Here is an 18,486-nt window from a genome sequence, read left to right as displayed (position 1 = left end):
GCCCTATTCGCTCATGTCAGGGCCTTAAGGAGCGAATTGGGTCCCATTGGCCGGGTCTTTGAGGGCTAGGCGAGAAGGCGCCAAACTCGGTCGCGGGTCATCGGCAGCTCGAATGGCCTGACCCCGGTTGCACGGCGGATGGCATTCGCGAGCGCCGGCGCCACGGGGTTGTAGGGGGACTCCGACATCGACTTGGCGCCCATCGGTCCCAGCTCGTCCGACGTGTCCGCGAACATCACATGCGTCAGCGGCACGTCTGCCATCTGTGGCACCCGGTACTGACGGAAGGCGGGATTTGCGATCGCACCGTCGCCGTCGATCAGCACCTCCTCGTACAGCGCCGAGCCGATGCCCTGCGCCACGCCACCCTCGACCTGGCCACGGCACTGCTCGGGGTTCATCACCACGCCCGCATCCGCGGCATGCACCGACCGCAGGATTCGCACCTCCCCGGTCTCGGGACGCACTGCCACGCGGAAGGCCTGCACGTTGAAGGCGACGGAGCGCACGCGCTGGTCGAGTCCGCTGTCGGCCCAGGCGTGCCCGTCACGCCGATGCGCCGGCTCAAGCGCGGCGATCACGTCCGGCCATGCGGCGAGCCGCGGGAGCGGCGTCGCATCGGCGGTGGCCGGATCGTCGGTGTCCGCGTCGTCGTGAGCCATGCCCTCACGGCGGAGCGCCCGCACGCCTTCGGGCGTCAGCTCGCACTGCTCTGCCGCAAGCCCCAGCGCTTGCGCGCCGGCGCGGAGGAGCGCATCGCGGAGCGTCTCACATGCCGCATGCACGGCCTTGCCGGCCACGGTGATGCCCGTCGACCCGAATGCTCCGGTGTCGTGACTCGCGAGGTCGGTGTCGCCATGGATCACCGTCACGCTCGACCGCCGCACCCCGAGCACCTCGGCCGCGATCTGCGAGTGAACCGTGACCGAGCCGTTGCCGAACTCCGCGGTGCCCACGCTGACGGTCACCTGGCCGTCCGGCGACAGCGCCACGGAGGCGTCGGCCAGGTGGCCGCGCGGCGGCACGGTCGCGATCATCGACGTCGCCATGCCCTCGCCCACGAGCCACCCGGGCGGCGCCGGGACGTCGTCGGGCTCGGCGAGCGAAGCCTGTGCGAGGTCCAGACACTGGTCGAGGCCGTATGACCCGAACACCAGGTCGTCCTCGGCGTGGCCTGCGACCACCAACGGGTCGCCGGGCCGCGCGGCGTTGATGCGCCGCATCTCGAACGGGTCGATGCCGAGCTGCAGAGCGAGGTCGTCGAGCGCGGACTCGATGGCGAAGATCACCTGCCCTAGCCCGTAGCCGCGGAAAGCGCCCGACGGCACGGTGTTCGTGTAGACGGCCTCGGCGTCGAGGCGCTTGACGGGCACGTCGTACACAGCCATCGACTCCGAGCAGCCGTGGAACAGCACGCCGATCGCATGGTTGCCGTACGCGCCGGTGTCGCTCAGCGCGTCCACGGCGAGCGCGGTGAGACGCCCGTCGGCGTCCGCCCCTGCGCGCACCGAGACGCGGAAGGGGTGGCGCACGGCGGTGCGCACGAACTCCTCCTCGCGCGTCATCTCGTAGGCCACCGGACGGCCGACCGCGAGCGCGGCGAGCGCGGCGATGTCCTCGGTGAACATCTCCTGCTTGCCGCCGAAGCCGCCTCCCACCCGGGTGGTGAACACTCGCACGGACTCGCGCGAGCGCCCCAGGATCCTCGCCAGCTCGTCGCGGACGAGGAACGGCACCTGGGACGACGTCCGCACCGTGAGGCGTCCGTCGTCCGCGACCCATGCGATCGACCCGTGCGTCTCGAGCTGCGCGTGCGACACGCGGGACGTCCGCCAGGTGCCTGCGGTGGTGACGGCCGATGCGCCCAGTGCCTGCTCGACGTCGTCGCCTTCGTGCGTGGCCGCGACGACGTTGCGCGAGGCATCGGCGACGCGATCGGCTGCCGACCGCTCAGGATGTATCACGTGAGCGCCAGGGGAGCGCGCCTGCTCGGGGTCGAGGACGGCGGGCAGGACCTCGTAGTCGACGGCGATCAGCGCGGCGGCGCGCTGCGCGATGCGGGCGGACTCCGCCACGACCACGGCGACGCGCTGACCGACGAACCTCATCACCGTGTCGAGGATGCGCGTGTCGTCGGGGTCGTCCTCGCGGTGCTCGTGCCTGGCGGTCGAGAAGCGCACGTCGGGCGCGTCCTCGTGCGTCAGCACGGCGAGCACACCGTCCATCGCGAGTGCCGCGCTCGCGTCAATGGTGACAACGCGAGCATGCGCATGGGGCGACCCCACGACGGCGACGTGTGCGAGACCGGCGGGCACCTCGTCAAACGTGAAGCGCTCGCGCCCCTGCACGATCCGGCGCGCGGGCGCGGGCGACGCGGACGCGCCCACGCCCTCTCCGGCAGGGGCGCCGGCTGCGCGCACGCAGCCGCCGCACTCGCCGTCGTCGCCGCACAGCCCGTGCCTGATGGCGGTCGCGATGGGTCGGTACCCGGTGCAGCGGCACAGGTTGCCGCGCATGGTTCGCGGCAGGTCGGCGAGCTGCTCGGGCGTGAGCGTGGAGGCGGTCACGGCCATGCCGGGCGAGCAGAAGCCGCACTGGAAGCCGAAGTGGTCGACGAGCGCCTCCTGCACCGGCGCCAGGGCGTCGCCTGGCGCCAGCCCGCCCGCGGTGGTCACGTCCCGGCCGACGGCGCGCTGAGCAGGGGTGATGCATGAGTGGACCGGGGCGCCGTCGACCAGGACCGAGCACGCTCCGCAGTCGCCAGAGTCGCATCCCTTCTTGACCTCGGTCGCGCCGGCCTCGCGCAGGAAGGTGCGCAGGCACTGTCCCGGTTCGGGAGCGCCGTCCACCGCTCGTCCGTCGATCCTCACCGGAGCTCCTCGACCACCTCGGCGGCCAGCACGGCCGACACCTGCCGCCGCCAGTCCTTCGACCCCAGCGGATCCGCGTAGTACCCGGGCGCGGCGAGCGCATCGGCGGCCACCACATCGGCAGTCGGCACGTCGCCGTAGCGAAGCACGACCGGCGTCAGCGTCGCGGCGGTGATGACGACGACGCAGGCGCCGTCTGCGTCCCGCCGGCCCGTGACGAGGGCCCCCGACCGGCCGTGCTCTGCAAGCGCGATGCGGCGGTGCGCCGTGCGGGCCGCGAGACACGCCGCAGGGATGGCGACCTCCCGCAGCACGTCGCCGCGGCCCAGCGCGCTGGACCCGTTGCCCGTCGGCAGCTCCGCGACCGGCACCCAGGCGTCGGACCCGTCCGCGCGCCATACGACCGCCTCGCCGTCGAGCGTCGCCGCGAGCGCGATCATCGAGCCAGCGGCGTAGCCCTTCGCGATGTTCCCGCCGACGGTCGCTGCGGACCGCACCTTGAAGCTCGCGAGCAGCGAGTCCGCGCACTGCCACAGCAGGGCCGATGCGGGAAACGGCTCGGTGCGCCCGTACGCCTCGAGCGCGGCGACAGCGGTCATCGCGCCGATGCGCAGGTCGCCGGCGGCCGTGCGCTCCAGCTCGTCCCATCCCAGCGAGGAGAGGTCGACCAGCCCGGTGACGTCGGGCTGCGCCTCCGAGTACAGCCACGTCCCGCCGGCGAGGAAGGCCTCGCCAGGCGCGAGGGCGAGGTCGGCACGCGACCGCGCCTCGCGCATCGTCTCCACCGCCGTGAGGTCCACGTCTCCCACTCTCCCTGTCGACATCCAAGCCGGCCACCGCATCGGCGCCGCGGCGCGGGTCCGTGACTCGAATCTGCCACGGCTTCCCGCAGCGCCGGGACCATCCGTGAAGAAATTAACGGCCCGGAAACACCGCAGGCGCGGTGCTCGAAACACCGCGCTCATAGTGTCCAGCAGGTGACGCCCTACTGAGGGGGCAGCTCGGCGATGGCGACGGGCGCGGCACCGCGCACCGGGATGGCCGGGGCGTGCACATCATGGGAGGAAACGCATGACACAGCTTGCCGAAGTGTTCGGGTCCAAGGTCAGGAGCGTGGCCGCCGCCGCTGCGGCGACCGCCGCGGCGCTCACCCTCGCCGCGTGCTCGTCGGGCTCGTCGGGGGAGGAGCCCACAGCAGCCGACAGCGGCACCGCGTCTGCGGAGGCTGCCTCGTACGGCGACCTCACGGTGCAGCTGTCGTGGATCAAGAACGAGGAGTTCGCGGGCGAGTTCTTCGCGGACTCGGAGGGCTACTACACGGAGGCCGGCTTCGAGACGGTGAATCTGGTCCCGGGCCCGTCGACCGGCGTCGCGGAGCTGGTCTCGGGTCAGGTCGACGTCGCGCTGTCGGATGCCGTGTCGATCGGCGCGGGCATCGGCAACGAGGGGGCGCCGCTGAAGATCATCGGCGCGACGTATCAGAAGAACCCGTTCACCGTGCTGTCGCTGGCCGACGGCGGCAACATCGCGACGGTCGAGGACATGGTGGGCAAGCGCATCGGCGTCCAGGACTCCAACACCTCGCTGTTCACCGCGCTGCTCGCCGCCAACGGCCTCACCGCCGACGATGTCGAGATCGTGCCGGTGCAGTACGACCCCGCGCCGCTGGTCGCGGGCGAGGTCGACGGGTTCATCGCCTACCTCACCAACGAGTCGCTGATCCTCGAGCACGAGGGCTACGACACGGTCAACCTGCCGTTCGCGGACAACGGGCTGCCGTTCGTCGCTGAGACGTTCACCGTGACCGACGAGGCGATCGCGAGCGACCGCGAGATGCTCAAGGCGTTCCTGGTCGCGGAGATCAAGGGCTGGACCGACGCGGTGCTCGACCCGGCCGAGGGCTCGCGCCTGGCTGTCGAGGAGTACGGCTCCGACCTCGGCCTCATCCCCGAGGTGTCCGCGCTGGGCGCGACCACCCAGGCCGAGGACCTCGTGGTGTCGGACGAGACGGCGGAGAACGGTCTGTTCACCATCTCCGAGGAGCTCCAGGCGGAGACGATCGCCTCCCTCGAGGGCGCCGGGATCACCGTCACTGCGGAGCAGCTGTTCGACATGTCTCTGCTGACCGAGGTGTACGAGGAGAACCCCGAGCTCGTGGACTACGCGGGCTGAGACTGATCGGACGCACTCCGTGACTGCTGTGACTCAGGCCGGTGCCCAGGGCGAGACCCTGGGCACCGGCCTGCACATCGACAACCTCTCCAAGGTGTTCGCCACCCGTTCCGGCTCGGTGACGGCGCTGCAGGACGCCTCCATCCAGACCGACCAGGGGTCGCTGCTCGCGCTGCTGGGGCCCTCCGGGTGCGGCAAGTCCACCATCCTGCGCATCCTCGCCGGGCTCGAGGAGCCCACCAGCGGGGCGATCCGCGTGGACGGGCGAACTCCGGAGGACCTGCGCGCCTACAACGAGCTGGGCATCGCGTTCCAGGACTCGGCGCTGCTGCCGTGGAGGTCCGTTCACAAGAACATCAGGCTTCCCTTCGAGGTCGCGGGTGTGCCCGTGGATCGCGACTACATCGCCGAGCTGATCGAGCTCGTGGGGCTCGGCGGATTCGAGAAGGCCAAGCCAGCCCAGCTGTCGGGCGGCATGCGCCAGCGCGTGTCGATCGCGCGCTCCCTCGTGCTCAAGCCCTCCGTGTTGCTTCTCGACGAGCCCTTCGGCGCGCTGGATGACATGACGCGGCAGAGGCTCAACCTCGAGCTCATGCGCATCCTCGCCGCCAAGCCCGCGACCACCCTGCTGGTCACGCACGGCATCACCGAGGCGATCTTCCTCGCGGACCAGGTCGCGGTGATGAGCCCGCGGCCGGGGCGGGTCAAGGAGATCATCGACATCGACCTGCCGCGCCCGCGCACCCCCGACATCCAGCGCACCCCCGAATTCCATGCGTACGTGGATCATGCCTCGGAGCTGCTGTTCGGCACTGGCGACTCTGGTGGAGCCGGCGCCGCCTCCGAGGACCACTGATGCCGCGGCCCGTGCCCACGTGGGCGTCCGCGCTGGGCGGCGCGGTCGTGCTGATCGGGCTGTGGTGGCTGATCGCGGTGGTCGCGCAGGCGAGCAACGGCGACGCCGCCGGCATCCCGACACCCGGTCAGGTGGTCGCCAGCTATGGCGAGTCGGGCTTCGCGTTCTACTGGAGCAACTTCTCCGTCACGCTCGCCGAGGCGGCCGAGGGCTACCTGTGGGGCAACGGACTCGCGCTCGCGTTGAGCGCTCTCGTGCTGGTCGTGCCGCGGCTCGAGGGCGTGGTGATGCAGCTCGCGGTGGTGTCCTACTGCATCCCGATCGTCGCGATCGGGCCCCTGCTGCTGCTGATCCTCGGCATCCCGGCGCCGGGCGAGCCATCCGCGACCGCGGCCTTCCTCGCGGCCATGTGCGTGTTCTTCACCACCGTCGTGGGCGCGCTGCTCGGGCTGAAGTCAGCGGACAGGGCCGCGCTCGACCTCGTGGGCGTGTACGGCGGCGGGCGCTTCGCGCAGCTGCGCAAGGTTCGCGTCGTGTCGGCGCTTCCCGCGGTGCTGACCGCCCTTCAGATTGCGGTCCCGGCCGCGTTCCTGGGCGCGATCCTGGGCGAGTACCTGGGCAAGGTCGAGGTGGGCGTCGGACCCGCCATGATCATCGCTCAGCAGTCGCTCAACGCGCCTCGGCTCTGGGCCCTCGCCATCGCCTCGGGCGTGGTCGCGCTCGTCGCGTACCTGCTGGTCGGACTGCTGACGCGGCTGAGCGCCCCGTGGGCGAGGGGAGTGGCCGCATGACCGATGCGCCCGCCGTCATCATCGACACGCGCCAGAGCGTGGATCTCGCCGCAGCCGTGCGCGCCGAGTCGCGCCGCGCCACCCAGCGCGCGCTGCTGACCTCGCTCGGCACCTTCGCGGGCACGCTTCTCACCGTGCTCGTGCTGTGGCAGGGCGCCATCATCGTCTTCGACCTGTCGCCCTATGTCGCGAAGGGGCCCGTCGACGTGTGGCGGTTCCTCGTCTCCGACCCCGAGTCCGCCGCGCACCGCAGCGAGCTGGGGGCGAACCTCGCGATCACCATGCGCGACGCGACCATCGGCTTCGTCGCGGGCCTGCTCGCGGCGGTGCTGATCGCCGTGGTCTTCCAGCTGTCCAAGGGCGTCGAGGCCGCGCTCATGCCCGTCGCGCTGCTGCTGCGCACCGTGCCGCTCATCGCGTTCGCGCCCGTGATCATCCTGATCTTCGGCCGCGGGTTCGTGACCACGGCGGTGATGGGCGGGATCGTCGTCCTGTTCCCCGCGCTGGTGACCATCGCGTACGGACTGTCGTCCGCCTCGCCGCAGATGCTCGACGTGGTGAAGGTCTACGGTGGCGGGTCGGTGACGGCGCTGCGGCGCGTGGCATTCCCCGCGTCCCTGCCCGCGTTCTTCGCTGCGGTGCGCATCTCCGTGCCCGGCGCCATCACGGGGGCGCTGCTCGCGGAATGGCTCGCGACCGGCGGCGGCATCGGCGGCGTGATCAACGGCTACTACGCGCAGGCCCGCTTCAACGACATGTGGGCGGCGGTGGTCGTCGTGACCGGGGTGTCGCTGATCCTGTATAACCTCGTGGCGATCCTCGAGAGCACGGTGCTGGCGAGGATGGGGATGCATCCGGACATCAGGACCTGACACGCCATCTGCGCACGGCCCGCGCTGATCCACCTCGTCAGCCGCGCGAGCCATATGCGCCGGCGTCCGGCGGCGCCGCGTCAGAGCTGGTCGTAGCGGTACAGGAACGCCGCCATGGCCTCGCGGGTGATCTCGTCATAGGGCCGGTACTCGTATCGGCCGCCCCCGATGTGCCAGCCCGTCGATATCCCGCTGCCGGCGAGCCACGTGATCTCGCGGTAGAACGGGTCGGAGCTTCGCACGTCCACGAAGGGCGACTGCGTCGGCGGGGTCGAGGCGGGCTCGCCAGCGAGTCGGTACATGAACGCTGCCATCGCGTCGCGGGTGATCTCCTCCCCGGGGCGGAACTCTCGCTTGCCGCCGCCCACCGACCAGCCGGTCGAGATCCCCTGCTGGCTCATCCAGATGATCTCGCGGTAGAACGCGGTGTTCGTCGGCGTCACGTCGCTGAACGGCGACTGCGCGGGCAGCGTGACAGGCGGTGAGCCCGCGTAGCGATACATGAACGCGGCCATGGCATCGCGCGTGATCTCGTTCTTGGGACGGAACTCGTGCCTGCCCCCGCCCACGTCCCAACCCTTGGTGATGCCTCTGTCGGCCAGCCACTGGATCTCGCGGTGGAACTGCGTGTAGAAGGGCGAATCGGGGTCGCTGGAGACATCCACCAGGTTCACGGGCGTGACCGGGTCCTCGGTCCAGCGTGCGGTGAGAACCAGGTCCCCGGACACGGGCTCGGTGAAGTCCCAAGGGGCGCCGTCGTGGAACCAGCCCGCGAACGTGAAGCCCGTGCGCGAAGGGGCCTGGGGCTCGGCCACTGCGGAGCCGGGCGCGACTCGGGTGGGCTCCGGCGCCGGCCCGCCTCCCGCGACGTCGAACGTGACGAGGTGGCCCAGGTCGATCTGCGTGCGGTGAGTGCCGTTGATGTCCTCGGTGGGGGTGTTCACCACGCGGCCATGCGGATCGCCTGCGACGCCCGCGTACACCAGCAGCGAGCCGTGTGGCCCTGCTGCGACGCTCGGGAGGCTGGCGTCGGGCAGCGCCTGCAGCACGGTCACGCCATGGTCGGGAGGCTCGGGGTTGACCCGCGAGGCCGCGCCTGCGCCAATCGTGGAAGCGCTGTACCCGCCCTCGATGTCGAGCGACCCGCCGGTGATCCATACGGAGCCGCCGTGACCCGGCCCTTCGTTTCCAGCGCCCGAGCCGCCGATTCCCGCGGCCCAGCGCCCGCCTGCGCGGTCGACCACCAGCGTGCCGCCATTCACATGCGCGTCACCGCCGTCACCGCCGTCGCCACCGCCGCCGATCCCGGCGCCATCACCGTCGATGACGGCGCTCAGCGTGCCCCCGTGCATGGACAGCACGCCACCGTCGCCGCGGTAGCCGCCGCCCACTGCTGACCCGAGGGCGGTGCCGGTGTTCGAGGCCTCGACGCGTCCGCCGTAAACCGAGAGCGAACCGCCATCACCCAAGTTCCCGCCGCCGATGGCGGCTCCGCGGGAGGAGGAGGTCAGCTCGACCACGACGGACCCGCCACGCACCGTGAGCGAGCCGCCATCGGCCTCGTCGCCTCCACCGATGCCTGCGGCGCTCGAGAAGTCCGCTGCAACGGAGAGCGAGCCGGCCACCACCGTGACCTCCATGCCGTCATCGGAGAATCCGCCGCCGACGGCCGAGCCTGAGGGGTTGCCCCACTCGAGGTCGAACCCGGCGACCACATCGGCGCCGTCGATGGTGAGCCTGCCTGCGCCGAGCCCGTCACCGCGGAAGTTCGCGGGTGAGCCGATCGCCGCATCGTTGTTGCCCGTGCCGATGGCCGTCAGCGTGCCGCCGCCCACCGAGTCCTCGACTCTCAGATGCCCGGCGCCTACGATCCTGAGGGCTGGCGCGCCGGTGAGCGTGAGGTCATGGCCCGCGAGGTCGAGAGTCGTCGTCTGCTCCGCCGACACGCTCACGCCGGCGCCCGTCACATCGGCCTCCAACTCGACACGACCGCCTGCTGCGAGCGCCATGGACAGCGCCTGCCAGGTGGAGGCTCCGGCCCCAAGGGCGCTCGGAGCGGCCAGCATGGTGAGGACCATCGTGGCCAGTGCGGAGGCAGCGAGCGTACGACGTGCAGGTGTGATCATGGTCACATCCAAGTGAGTGCGGCGCGAGTCGTCAAATCGTTTTGAGTGCGGACGCCATCGTCCGGTTCCCGGAGATCACCAGCAGTGTTGCCGGAACCCTGCGGCCGCGGCGCGCGCGGCCTGCGTGCCCTCCATCGACACGAGCACCCGCTGCGCGCGACCGTGCAGCGGCGCTAGAGCCGGTCGGCCAGGGCTCTTGATGCGCGGGAGACCCCTCGCGCCACCTCGCCGGCATCGACCCGCACCAGGTCGCCGTCCTCGACGACAGTCTCGCCCTGGACGATCAGCCGTGACAGCGGCGGCATGGCCCCCAGAGTGAGCGCCGCCACGGGGTCCGCGATGCCAGCGTGCTCCACGCCGTCGATCCGCCACAGCGCGAGGTCGGCCAGCTTGCCTGGCTCGATCGAGCCGATCTGCTCCTGGCGACCCAGCACCCGAGCCCCGCCCATGGTGGCGACGCGCAAGGCGTCGCGGCCAGCCAGCGCATCGGCCCCATCGCGCAGCCTCGCCGCGAGGATCGCCGCTCGAATCTCCGAGCCGAGCTGGCCGGACTCGTTCGACGCCGAGCCATCCACGCCCAGTCCCACGGGCACGCCGGCGCGCAGCATGTCGCGCACCGGCGCGATGCCTGCGGCGAGCCGCGCATTGGATGACGGGCAGTGAGCGACGCCCGTGCCGGAGGCAGCGAACCTCGCGATGTCACCTGCGGACAGATGCACGCAGTGCGCCATCCACACGTCCTCGTCCAGCCAGCCGACGGACTCGAGGTAGTCCGTCGGGCTCATGCCGAACCGCTCGCGGCAGAACGCCTCCTCCTCGACGGTCTCCGCCCCGTGGGTGTGCAGCCGCACGCCCAGGTCGCGAGCGAGCGCTGCGGACTCGCGCAGCAGCTCCGTCGTCACCGAGAACGGCGAGCAGGGCGCGATCGCGACGCGCACCATGGAGTCGAAGGAGTGATCGTCGTAGCGGTGGACGGCGTCGGCGCTGGCCTCGAGCGCCGCGGCCGTGGTCTCGACGGCGAAGTCGGGCGGAAGGCCCCCGTCGGAGGCGCCCAGGTCCATCGAGCCACGCGTCGCGTGAAGCCGCAGCCCCAGCGTCTGCGCAGCGTCCACGATCGAGCCCACGATGTCGCCGCCGCCGCGCGGGAACACGTAGTGGTGGTCAGCCACGGTGGTGCAGCCCGAGCGCGCGAGCACGGCCATGGCACCCAGGGCTCCGTCGCCCACGAGGTCCGCGTCGATGCGCGACCAGGCCGGGTACAGGGAGACGAGCCAGTCGAACAGGATCGCATCCTGCGCGTACCCGCGGGTGAGCCACTGATAGAGGTGGTGGTGGGTGTTGACGAGTCCCGGCGTGGCCAGCAGCCCGTCGCCGCGGATGACCTCGCGCGCGCCGTCGACGACGTCGCTCGGGGCGCGCCCCGCGGCCACCGCCTCGATGCGCGCGTCTCGGATCACGATGTAGCCGGTGGCGTGCTCGGTGGAGCTCCCGTCGACCGTCGCGATGTACGCGCCGTCGATCACCGTGCGGGCCATGCGTCAGCCGCCCGTCGCGGAGAAGTGCATCCAGTCCTCGCGTCCGGTCCAGTGCCCTCCCCAGCCCCAGCCGATCTCGGCGAAGGCGTCATAGACCACCGACTGCTCGTCGATCATGCCGCGGCGAATCCAGTCGCGGTCGAGATACGCCTCCGCCAGCTCCGGGAACAGCTCCTCGCCCTTGTAGAACGGGTTGTGGAACGGGTTGATGTCGACCGCCATGCCGTAGGCGTGCTGCGACCACACCGTCGCGGCGCCCACGACCAGGCGGCACGTGAAGGCCGACGTGACATTGTGGTCGCCCGTAGGCGGCGAGTCGCGGTCCTCGCGGGAGATGACCCGCATCTCCTCGATGGGGAACTGCGCGTCGAAGATCTTCTCGAAAGCGCCCGCGACCGCCTCGACGTGGTCGTCGTGGACGATCATCTCGCCGGTGTGCACCTGCTGGTCGAACCCCCAGTAGGGCATGGTGACGTAGGCGAGGTCGTCGATGTGGACCGGGCAGTTGGGCTCCCATGACGACCGCTCGGCCACGTCCTCGGGGACGTCCATCGACACGGTCGCGAACCATGCGTCATCGACGGGGTCGGGGAGCCATGGCGGAGGCTCGAGCTGGCGGTCCTCGAGCTCCGGAGGGGTGGGCCCGCGCTCGCCCAGGTTGTCCTCCTCGACGTCGAGCGGGACCTGGCCCAGCCAGAGCGGACGGTCGTAGGTGGGGTCGTTCACCGGCGACTCGGTGACCGTCACAGTGGGCACCGGCCGAGGCTCGGCGCTCGCGGTGACCGTCGATGTGACGCGCACCTCGGACGGCTCCTGAGAGGTGAGGAGAGAGCACCCAGCGACCACCAGCGCGCACGGGACGAGGACGAGGGGCAAGGAGCGCATCGGACCAGGATAGGCGGGCCGGTGCGGCGATGGGTAGGGCCGATGCGCGGGTCGGCCCGGCCGGTGCACGTCGGACCTGCGTGGTGAGATAGAGGGGTGAGCGAGACTTCCGCACCCACGTCACAGTCCGACGACCCGCGCGCGCGCCACCAGGATCTCGTGCAGCAGGTCGAGGAGCATCGTGCCCGCTACTACGGGGACGATGCGCCCACGATCTCCGACGCGCAGTACGACGCTCTCGAGCGTGAGCTCCGCGAGCTCGAGGAGGCTCACCCCGAGCTGGCGGAGCCTGACTCTCCCACGCAGCTGGTGGGCTCAGCGCGCGTCGAGACGGGCTTCGCGTCCGTCCGCCATCGCGAGCGCATGATGAGCCTCGACAACGCGTTCTCGCTCGACGATGTCGCGGCGTGGCTCGCGCGCATCGGCAAGGAGGCCGGCGACCACCCGATCGTGTGCGAGCCCAAGATCGATGGGCTGTCGATCTCCCTGACGTACGAGCGCGGCGAGCTCGTCCGCGGGGTGACGCGTGGCGACGGCACCACGGGCGAGGACGTCACCGCGAACGTCCGCACCATCGCCACGATCCCCGCGACGCTGTCGGGCAGGCACGTGCCCGAGCTGGTCGAGATCCGGGGCGAGGTGTTCCTGCCGGTGGAGGCGTTCGAGCGGCTCAACGAGAGGCTGCTCGAGGAGGGCAAGGCGCCCTACGCGAACCCTCGCAACACCGCCGCCGGATCGCTGCGCCAGAAGGACGCGACGGTGACGGCCGAGCGCCCGCTCGACGTCACCACCTATGCCCTGGGCGCGCTCGAGTGGGGCGCGGCGCGGCCGCACCCCAGCATCGGCACTCAATCCGGCATCTACGAGGTCCTCGCGGAGTGGGGCCTGCCCGTGAGCGCCTTCACGAAGGTGCTGCGCGGCATCGGGCCCATCGAGGACTACCTCGAGGACCTCGAGGCCAAGCGACATGACCTTGTGCACGAGATCGATGGCGCCGTCCTCAAGGTGGACGACCGCGCGGCTCAGGCCGAGCTGGGATCCACGTCGCGCGCGCCGCGGTGGGCGATCGCCTACAAGTTCCCCCCCGAGGAGGTGCACACCAGGCTCGAGGACATCCGGGTGGACGTGGGGCGGACCGGCCGCGTCACCCCCTACGGCGTCATGACGCCCGTGCTGGTCGCGGGCTCGACCGTGACGTACGCGACCCTGCACAACCGGCATGAGGTCAAGCGCAAGGGGGTGCTGATCGGCGACACGGTGGTGCTGCGCAAGGCGGGCGACGTGATCCCCGAGATCGTGGGTCCCGTGGTGGCGGCGCGCACCGGCGACGAGGTGGAATGGCAGATGCCCGCCGAGTGCCCGGCATGCGGAACGCCGTTGGCCGAGCAGAAGGAGGGCGACAAGGACCTGCGCTGTCCCAACGCGCAGTCCTGTCCGGCGCAGATCGTGGACAGAATTGCCTTCATCGGCTCCCGTGGCGCGCTCGACGTCGAGGTCCTGGGCGAGAAGGCCGCTGCGGCGCTGGTCGAGTCGGGCGTGCTGGCCAACGAGGCTCGGCTGTTCGACCTCGCCGAGGCCGACCTCGCGACCGTGCCCCTGTTCACGCTCGAGTCCGACTCGAGGAAGGATGGCGTCGAGCGCAAGGCGGGCGACGTCTCGACCAACGGGCTGAGACTCCTGGAGAACCTCGCCGCGGCCCGCGAGCAGCCCCTGTGGCGCGTGATCGTGTCGCTGTCGATCCGGCACGTGGGCCCCACGGCGTCGCGCGCACTCGCGACGGCGTTCGAGTCCATGGACGCCATCCGCGCGGCGAGCGAGGACGAGCTCGCCGCCGTCGAGGGGGTCGGTCCCGTCATCGCCGCATCGGTGAAGCGCTGGTTCGAGGTCGACTGGCACGTCGAGATCGTGGAGGCCTGGGCGGCAGCCGGCGTGCGCATGGCGGACGAGCGCGATGAGTCCGTCGAGCGCACCCTCGAAGGGTTGACGATCGTCGCCACCGGCTCGCTCGAGAGCTTCACCCGCGACTCGGTCAAGGAGGCGATCATCTCGCGTGGAGGCAAGGCGTCGTCATCCGTGTCCAAGAACACCGACTACGTCGTCGTGGGAGCGAACGCGGGGTCCAAGGCCGCGAAGGCCGAGTCTCTCGGGGTTCCCATGCTCACCGAGGCCCAGTTCGAGGCGCTCCTCGCCGGCGGGCCGGCGGCGCTCGACGCCTGACCCGACGCGGCGTGAGCGGCCTGCGTTAGATTGGTACGCACCTGCGACCGTGGGAACCCTAAGGAGAGCCATGGCCGAGACCATTCGCACCGTCGATCCGAACGAGGGCAGTCGCCTCACGGAGATCGGTCAGCTCACGGCGCTGGCCTACCTGGCCGATGGCCTCGTGGACCAGGCGCATCCCTACATCCCGCAGCTCAAGGACGCACACCTGCGCGCCCAGGAGGCCGAGCTGCTGATGATGGCCGACGGCGAGGACGGCTCCGGAGCGGTGGTCGGCACCATCACCCTGGTGCCCCCCGGATCGAGCCTCGCCGAGCTCGCGCAGGGCGACGAGTACGAGCTGCGCATGCTGGCCGTCTCACCGATCGAGCGCGGCCGGGGCATCGGAGCGAAGCTCACCCAAGCCGCGATGGACATGGCGGTGTCCCGAGGCGCGTCGCGCATCGTGCTGTCGACCATGGAGACGATGCACGTCGCTCACCGGCTCTACGAGCGCATGGGCTTCCAGCGCCGCGAGGACCTCGACTGGACGGTGATCGACAACGACGACGGCACCGTGCAGAGGCTCAGCAAGGCCGACGCGGAGCGTGCCGAGCAGTCCGGATCGGCCATCCACCTGCTGGGCTACTCCTGGGAGCCCTGAGCGGGCCTGGCGGCGCACGCCCGCCACTAGACTTCTGCCCATGTCTTCCCTTGAACGCGCAGACGTCGCGCGCCTCGCGGCGCTCGCCCGCATCGACATGACCGATGACGATCTGGACCGGCTCTCCGGACAGCTCGCGGCCATCGTGGACTCGGTCGCCAAGGTCGCGGAGGTCGCCGGCCAGGATGTGCCCGCGACGAGTCACCCGATCCCCATGAGCAACGTGCACCGCCCCGACGAGGTCCGCCCCTCGCTGTCTCAGGACGCCGCGCTGTCGGGAGCGCCGGAGGCCGAGGACGGCCGCTTCCGTGTCCCCCAGATCCTGGGGGAGGAGGCGTGATGGCCGACTGGACCCGCGCGTCGGCCGCGCAGATGGCCGCCGCGATGAAGGCCGGCGAGGTGACCTCCGTCGAGCTCACCCAGGCACACCTCGACCGCATCGCCGCGGTCGACGGCGATGTCCATGCCTTCCTCCACGTCGACGCCGAGGGGGCGCTCGCGACCGCTCGCGAGGTGGACGCGGCCCGAGCCGCGGGCGAGGAGCTGCCGCCGCTGGCCGGCGTGCCGATCGCCGTGAAGGACATCCTCGTCACGAAGGGCATGCCCACGACCGCCGGCTCGAGGATCCTCGAGGGCTGGGAGCCGCCGTACGACGCGACCGTCACGCGCAAGATCCGCGAGGCGCGCATGCCCATCCTGGGCAAGACCAACATGGACGAGTTCGCGATGGGCTCGTCCACCGAGCACTCGGGCTACGGCCCCACGCGCAACCCGTGGGACCTCGATCGCATCCCCGGCGGGTCGGGCGGCGGCTCGGCCGCGAGCCTTGCCGCGTGGGAGGCGCCCCTGGCGATCGGCTCCGACACGGGCGGCTCGATCCGCCAGCCGGCATCCGTCACGGGCACCGTGGGCGTGAAGCCCACCTATGGCGGGGTGAGCCGCTACGGCGCCATCGCGTTGGCCAGCTCGCTCGACCAGCTGGGTCCCTGCGCCCGCACCGTCGAGGATGCGGCGCTGCTGCACGAGGTGATGGGCGGCCACGACCCCATGGACGCCACCAGTCTCGATGAGCCCGTGCCGTCGTGCGTCGACGCCGCCCGCCAGGGCCGCGAGGAGGACCTCGCCGGCGTGCGCATCGGCGTCATCAAGGAACTCTCGGGCGAGGGCTACCAGGCCGGCGTCGAGCAGCGCTTCGAGGAGAGCCTCGAGCTGTTGAAGGCGCGCGGCGCCGAGGTGGTCGAGGTGTCCTGTCCCTCGTTCGAGTACGCGCTGGCCGCCTACTACCTGATCCTTCCCTCGGAGGCGAGCTCCAACCTCGCGAAGTTCGACTCGGTGCGGTTCGGCCTGCGCGTCGAGAAGGCGACCGTCGAGAGGACGATGGGCGCGACGCGCGCCGAGGGCTTCGGCGACGAGGTCAAGCGCCGCATCATCCTCGGCACCTACGCGCTGTCCGCCGGCTACTACGACGCCTACTACGGCTCGGCCCAGAAGGTCCGCACGCTCATCCAGCGCGACTTCGCCGCGGCGTTCGAGCAGGCCGACGTCCTCGTGAGCCCCACGACGCCCACCACGCCGTTCAAGCTGGGCGAGCGTCTCGACGACCCGCTGGCGATGTACCTCAACGACGTCGCGACCATCCCCGCCAACCTCGCTGGCATCCCCGGATTGTCGCTGCCGAGCGGGACGGCGCCCGAGGACGGCCTGCCCACGGGCTTCCAGATCCTCGCCCCGGCGCACGAGGACGCCCGGATGTACCGCATCGGCGCCGCGCTCGAGAAGGCGCTCGCCGAGCAGTGGGGCGGCCACTTGAGTGCGCAGGCCCCCGAGCTGGAGGTGGCGCAGTGACCGCGCTGACGTACGAGCAGGCCATGGAGCAGTTCGACCCGGTCTTCGGCATCGAGGTCCACGTCGAGCTCAACACCGCGACCAAGATGTTCTGCGGCTGCGCCAACGAGTTCGGCGCCGAGCCCAACACGCAGGTCTGCCCGGTGTGCCTCGGGCTGCCGGGAGCCATGCCCGTGACGAATGAGAAGGCGGTCGAGTCCGCGATCCGCCTGGGCCTGTCGCTGGGCTGCGCGATCCGGGAGTCGAGCCGCTTCGCCAGGAAGAACTACTTCTACCCTGACCTCGCGAAGGACTACCAGATCTCGCAGTACGACGAGCCCACCTGCTTCGAGGGATCGCTCGACGTGGTGCTGGATGACGGCGAGGTCTTCACCATCGGGATCGAGCGCGCCCACATGGAGGAGGACGCCGGCAAGAACACCCACAAGGGTGGCACCGGCGGCATCCAGGGCGCGGACTACTCGCTCGTCGACTACAACCGCGGCGGCGTGCCCCTGGTCGAGATCGTGACCAAGCCCATCACGGGCGCCGGTGCTCGCACCGCCGAGGTGGCACGGGCGTATGTGGCGACCATCCGCGACATCGTCAAGGCGCTCGGGATCTCCGACGGCCGCATGGAGCAGGGCTCGGTGCGCGCTGACGTGAACCTGTCGCTGCGCCCGAAGGCGGTGGCGGGAGAGGACCAGGACGCCGTCCCGTTCGGCAAGCGGTCCGAGACCAAGAACGTCAACTCGCTGCGCGCGATCGAGCGAGCCATCCACCACGAGGCTGCGCGCCAGGCCGGCCTGCTGCTCGCGGGTCAGCCTGTGGTGCAGGAGACCCGGCACTGGCACGAGGACACGGGGTCGACCACGCCGGGCCGCTCCAAAGAGGAGGCGGAGGACTACCGCTACTTCCCGGAGCCGGACCTGCTGCCCGTCGAGCCCTCGCGCGCATGGGTCGAGGAGCTGCGGGGGACCATTCCCGAGCACCCCGCCAAGATGCGGGCGCGGCTGAAGGACGAGTGGGGATTCTCCGATACCGACATGCGCGACGCGGTGAACGCCGATGCGCTCGACCTCATCGCCGCGACGGTCGAGGCAGGCGCCAAGCCTCAGGCAGCGCGCAAGTGGTGGATGGGTGAGCTGGCCCGCACCGCGAACGACCGCGACGTGGCACTGGCGTCCCTCCCCGTGACGCCGGCGCAGGTGGCCGAGCTGCAGTCGCTCGTGGACGCCGGCACCATCAACGACAAGCTCGCGCGCCAGGCCCTCGAGGGCGTGCTCGCGGGCGAGGGCTCACCGCGCGAGGTGGTGGAGAGCCGTGGCCTCGAGGTCGTCTCGGACGACTCGGCGCTCGAGGCCGCCGTGGACGACGCCCTCGCCTCGCAGCCCGACGTGCTCGCCAAGATCCAGGACGGCAAGATCCAGGCCGCCGGCGCCATCGTGGGCGCAGTCATGAAGGCCACGCGGGGCCAGGCCGATGCTGGCCGCGTGCGGGAGATCATCCTCCAGCGCGCTGGGGTCGACGGCTAGCGTCACTCGAGCTTGACGCGAGGGCCCCTGTCTCCATGCGGGACAGGGGCCGTCGTGTGTTCCGGGCCTCGCGGCTGCGTTCGAGTGGCGAGGGCTGGGGAGGAGGGCCATGCTGGGGACCGGGACGCCGATGGGGTCGCCCGCTGAACAGGCATGA

General features: G+C 71.0%; 14 protein-coding genes. 9 read left to right on the top strand and 5 right to left on the bottom strand.

Annotated elements, in window-relative coordinates; genetic code table 11:
* Nucleotides 1-65: 65 nt before the first annotated feature.
* Nucleotides 66-2,870: a molybdopterin cofactor-binding domain-containing protein gene (locus tag B7K22_RS02225; protein ID WP_200807351.1), complete on the bottom strand. Its 2,805-nt coding sequence runs from the start codon at nucleotides 2,868-2,870 to the stop codon at nucleotides 66-68.
* Nucleotides 2,867-3,670, bottom strand: coding sequence for an FAD binding domain-containing protein (locus B7K22_RS02220; protein WP_159448722.1), 804 nt, complete (start codon nucleotides 3,668-3,670; stop codon nucleotides 2,867-2,869). The genes B7K22_RS02225 and B7K22_RS02220 overlap by 4 nt, the downstream gene beginning before the upstream one ends.
* Nucleotides 3,671-3,941: 271 nt before the next feature.
* Here B7K22_RS02220 and B7K22_RS02215 point away from each other — a divergent pair, with 271 nt between their 5' ends.
* The 4 genes from B7K22_RS02215 to B7K22_RS02200 are packed head-to-tail and all read left to right on the top strand — an operon-like array spanning nucleotide 3,942 to nucleotide 7,561.
* Nucleotides 3,942-5,042, top strand: a complete 1,101-nt coding sequence (locus B7K22_RS02215; RefSeq protein ID WP_084038150.1) for an ABC transporter substrate-binding protein — start codon at nucleotides 3,942-3,944, stop codon at nucleotides 5,040-5,042.
* Nucleotides 5,043-5,061: 19 nt separating this feature from the next.
* Nucleotides 5,062-5,898 (top strand): ABC transporter ATP-binding protein, encoded by an 837-nt coding sequence (locus tag B7K22_RS02210; protein ID WP_234983271.1) that lies wholly within the window; start codon nucleotides 5,062-5,064, stop codon nucleotides 5,896-5,898.
* On the top strand, nucleotides 5,898-6,689 hold the full coding sequence (locus B7K22_RS02205) for an ABC transporter permease (protein WP_084038149.1): 792 nt from the start codon (nucleotides 5,898-5,900) through the stop codon (nucleotides 6,687-6,689). The genes B7K22_RS02210 and B7K22_RS02205 overlap by 1 nt, the downstream gene beginning before the upstream one ends.
* Complete coding sequence (locus B7K22_RS02200) at nucleotides 6,686-7,561, top strand: ABC transporter permease (RefSeq protein WP_084038148.1); 876 nt, start codon at nucleotides 6,686-6,688, stop codon at nucleotides 7,559-7,561. Before B7K22_RS02205 ends, B7K22_RS02200 begins: the two co-directional genes overlap by 4 nt.
* Nucleotides 7,562-7,641: 80 nt before the next feature.
* Here B7K22_RS02200 and B7K22_RS02195 read toward each other — a convergent pair whose 3' ends face one another.
* The 3 genes from B7K22_RS02195 to B7K22_RS02185 form a co-directional block, all read right to left on the bottom strand.
* The gene (locus tag B7K22_RS02195; protein ID WP_144276197.1) at nucleotides 7,642-9,687 is read right to left on the bottom strand and encodes an S-layer homology domain-containing protein; all 2,046 of its coding nucleotides are present in this window, start codon (nucleotides 9,685-9,687) and stop codon (nucleotides 7,642-7,644) included.
* A 173-nt stretch (nucleotides 9,688-9,860) separates the two neighbouring features.
* On the bottom strand, nucleotides 9,861-11,222 hold the full coding sequence (locus B7K22_RS02190) for an 8-oxoguanine deaminase (protein ID WP_084038146.1): 1,362 nt from the start codon (nucleotides 11,220-11,222) through the stop codon (nucleotides 9,861-9,863).
* Between the two features lie 3 nt (nucleotides 11,223-11,225).
* Nucleotides 11,226-12,107: a M15 family metallopeptidase gene (locus tag B7K22_RS02185; RefSeq protein ID WP_084038145.1), complete on the bottom strand. Its 882-nt coding sequence runs from the start codon at nucleotides 12,105-12,107 to the stop codon at nucleotides 11,226-11,228.
* A gap of 96 nt (nucleotides 12,108-12,203) precedes the next feature.
* On the opposite strand from B7K22_RS02185, the gene ligA reads away from it, so the two are divergent.
* From ligA to gatB, 5 genes are all read left to right on the top strand, one after another.
* On the top strand, nucleotides 12,204-14,324 hold the full coding sequence (gene ligA, locus B7K22_RS02180; RefSeq protein ID WP_084038144.1) for an NAD-dependent DNA ligase LigA: 2,121 nt from the start codon (nucleotides 12,204-12,206) through the stop codon (nucleotides 14,322-14,324).
* Between the two features lie 70 nt (nucleotides 14,325-14,394).
* Nucleotides 14,395-14,970 carry an N-acetyltransferase gene (locus tag B7K22_RS02175; protein WP_084038143.1) on the top strand — a complete coding sequence of 192 codons (576 nt, stop codon included), beginning with the start codon at nucleotides 14,395-14,397 and terminating at the stop codon, nucleotides 14,968-14,970.
* A 40-nt stretch (nucleotides 14,971-15,010) separates the two neighbouring features.
* A complete protein-coding gene (gene gatC, locus B7K22_RS02170) occupies nucleotides 15,011-15,310 on the top strand; it encodes an Asp-tRNA(Asn)/Glu-tRNA(Gln) amidotransferase subunit GatC (RefSeq protein WP_084038142.1) in 300 nt (99 codons plus the stop codon).
* Entirely contained in the window at nucleotides 15,310-16,815 is a 1,506-nt protein-coding gene (gene gatA, locus B7K22_RS02165; protein ID WP_084038141.1) for an Asp-tRNA(Asn)/Glu-tRNA(Gln) amidotransferase subunit GatA, read from the top strand. The genes gatC and gatA overlap by 1 nt, the downstream gene beginning before the upstream one ends.
* The gene (gatB, locus tag B7K22_RS02160) at nucleotides 16,812-18,329 is read left to right on the top strand and encodes an Asp-tRNA(Asn)/Glu-tRNA(Gln) amidotransferase subunit GatB (protein ID WP_084038140.1); all 1,518 of its coding nucleotides are present in this window, start codon (nucleotides 16,812-16,814) and stop codon (nucleotides 18,327-18,329) included. Before gatA ends, gatB begins: the two co-directional genes overlap by 4 nt.
* Nucleotides 18,330-18,486: the final 157 nt, after the last annotated feature.

The organism is Demequina sp. NBRC 110053 (assembly GCF_002090095.1).
Lineage (GTDB): Bacteria > Actinomycetota > Actinomycetes > Actinomycetales > Demequinaceae > Demequina.
The sequence above is the reverse complement of the archived record's forward strand: the minus strand, read 5'-3'. Positions and strand labels throughout refer to the sequence as shown.

Bases quoted from the DNA above. Each gene is read 5' to 3' on its own strand.
- gatC (WP_084038142.1), top strand. From the start codon at position 15,011: ATGTCTTCCCTTGAACGCGCAGACGTCGCGCGCCTCGCGGCGCTCGCC.
- B7K22_RS02215 (WP_084038150.1), top strand. From the start codon at position 3,942: ATGACACAGCTTGCCGAAGTGTTCGGGTCCAAGGTCAGGAGCGTGGCC.
- B7K22_RS02185 (WP_084038145.1), bottom strand. From the start codon at position 12,107: ATGCGCTCCTTGCCCCTCGTCCTCGTCCCGTGCGCGCTGGTGGTCGCT.
- B7K22_RS02205 (WP_084038149.1), top strand. From the start codon at position 5,898: ATGCCGCGGCCCGTGCCCACGTGGGCGTCCGCGCTGGGCGGCGCGGTC.
- gatA (WP_084038141.1), top strand. From the start codon at position 15,310: ATGGCCGACTGGACCCGCGCGTCGGCCGCGCAGATGGCCGCCGCGATG.
- B7K22_RS02190 (WP_084038146.1), bottom strand. From the start codon at position 11,222: ATGGCCCGCACGGTGATCGACGGCGCGTACATCGCGACGGTCGACGGG.
- B7K22_RS02200 (WP_084038148.1), top strand. From the start codon at position 6,686: ATGACCGATGCGCCCGCCGTCATCATCGACACGCGCCAGAGCGTGGAT.
- B7K22_RS02195 (WP_144276197.1), bottom strand. From the start codon at position 9,687: ATGATCACACCTGCACGTCGTACGCTCGCTGCCTCCGCACTGGCCACG.
- B7K22_RS02175 (WP_084038143.1), top strand. From the start codon at position 14,395: ATGGCCGAGACCATTCGCACCGTCGATCCGAACGAGGGCAGTCGCCTC.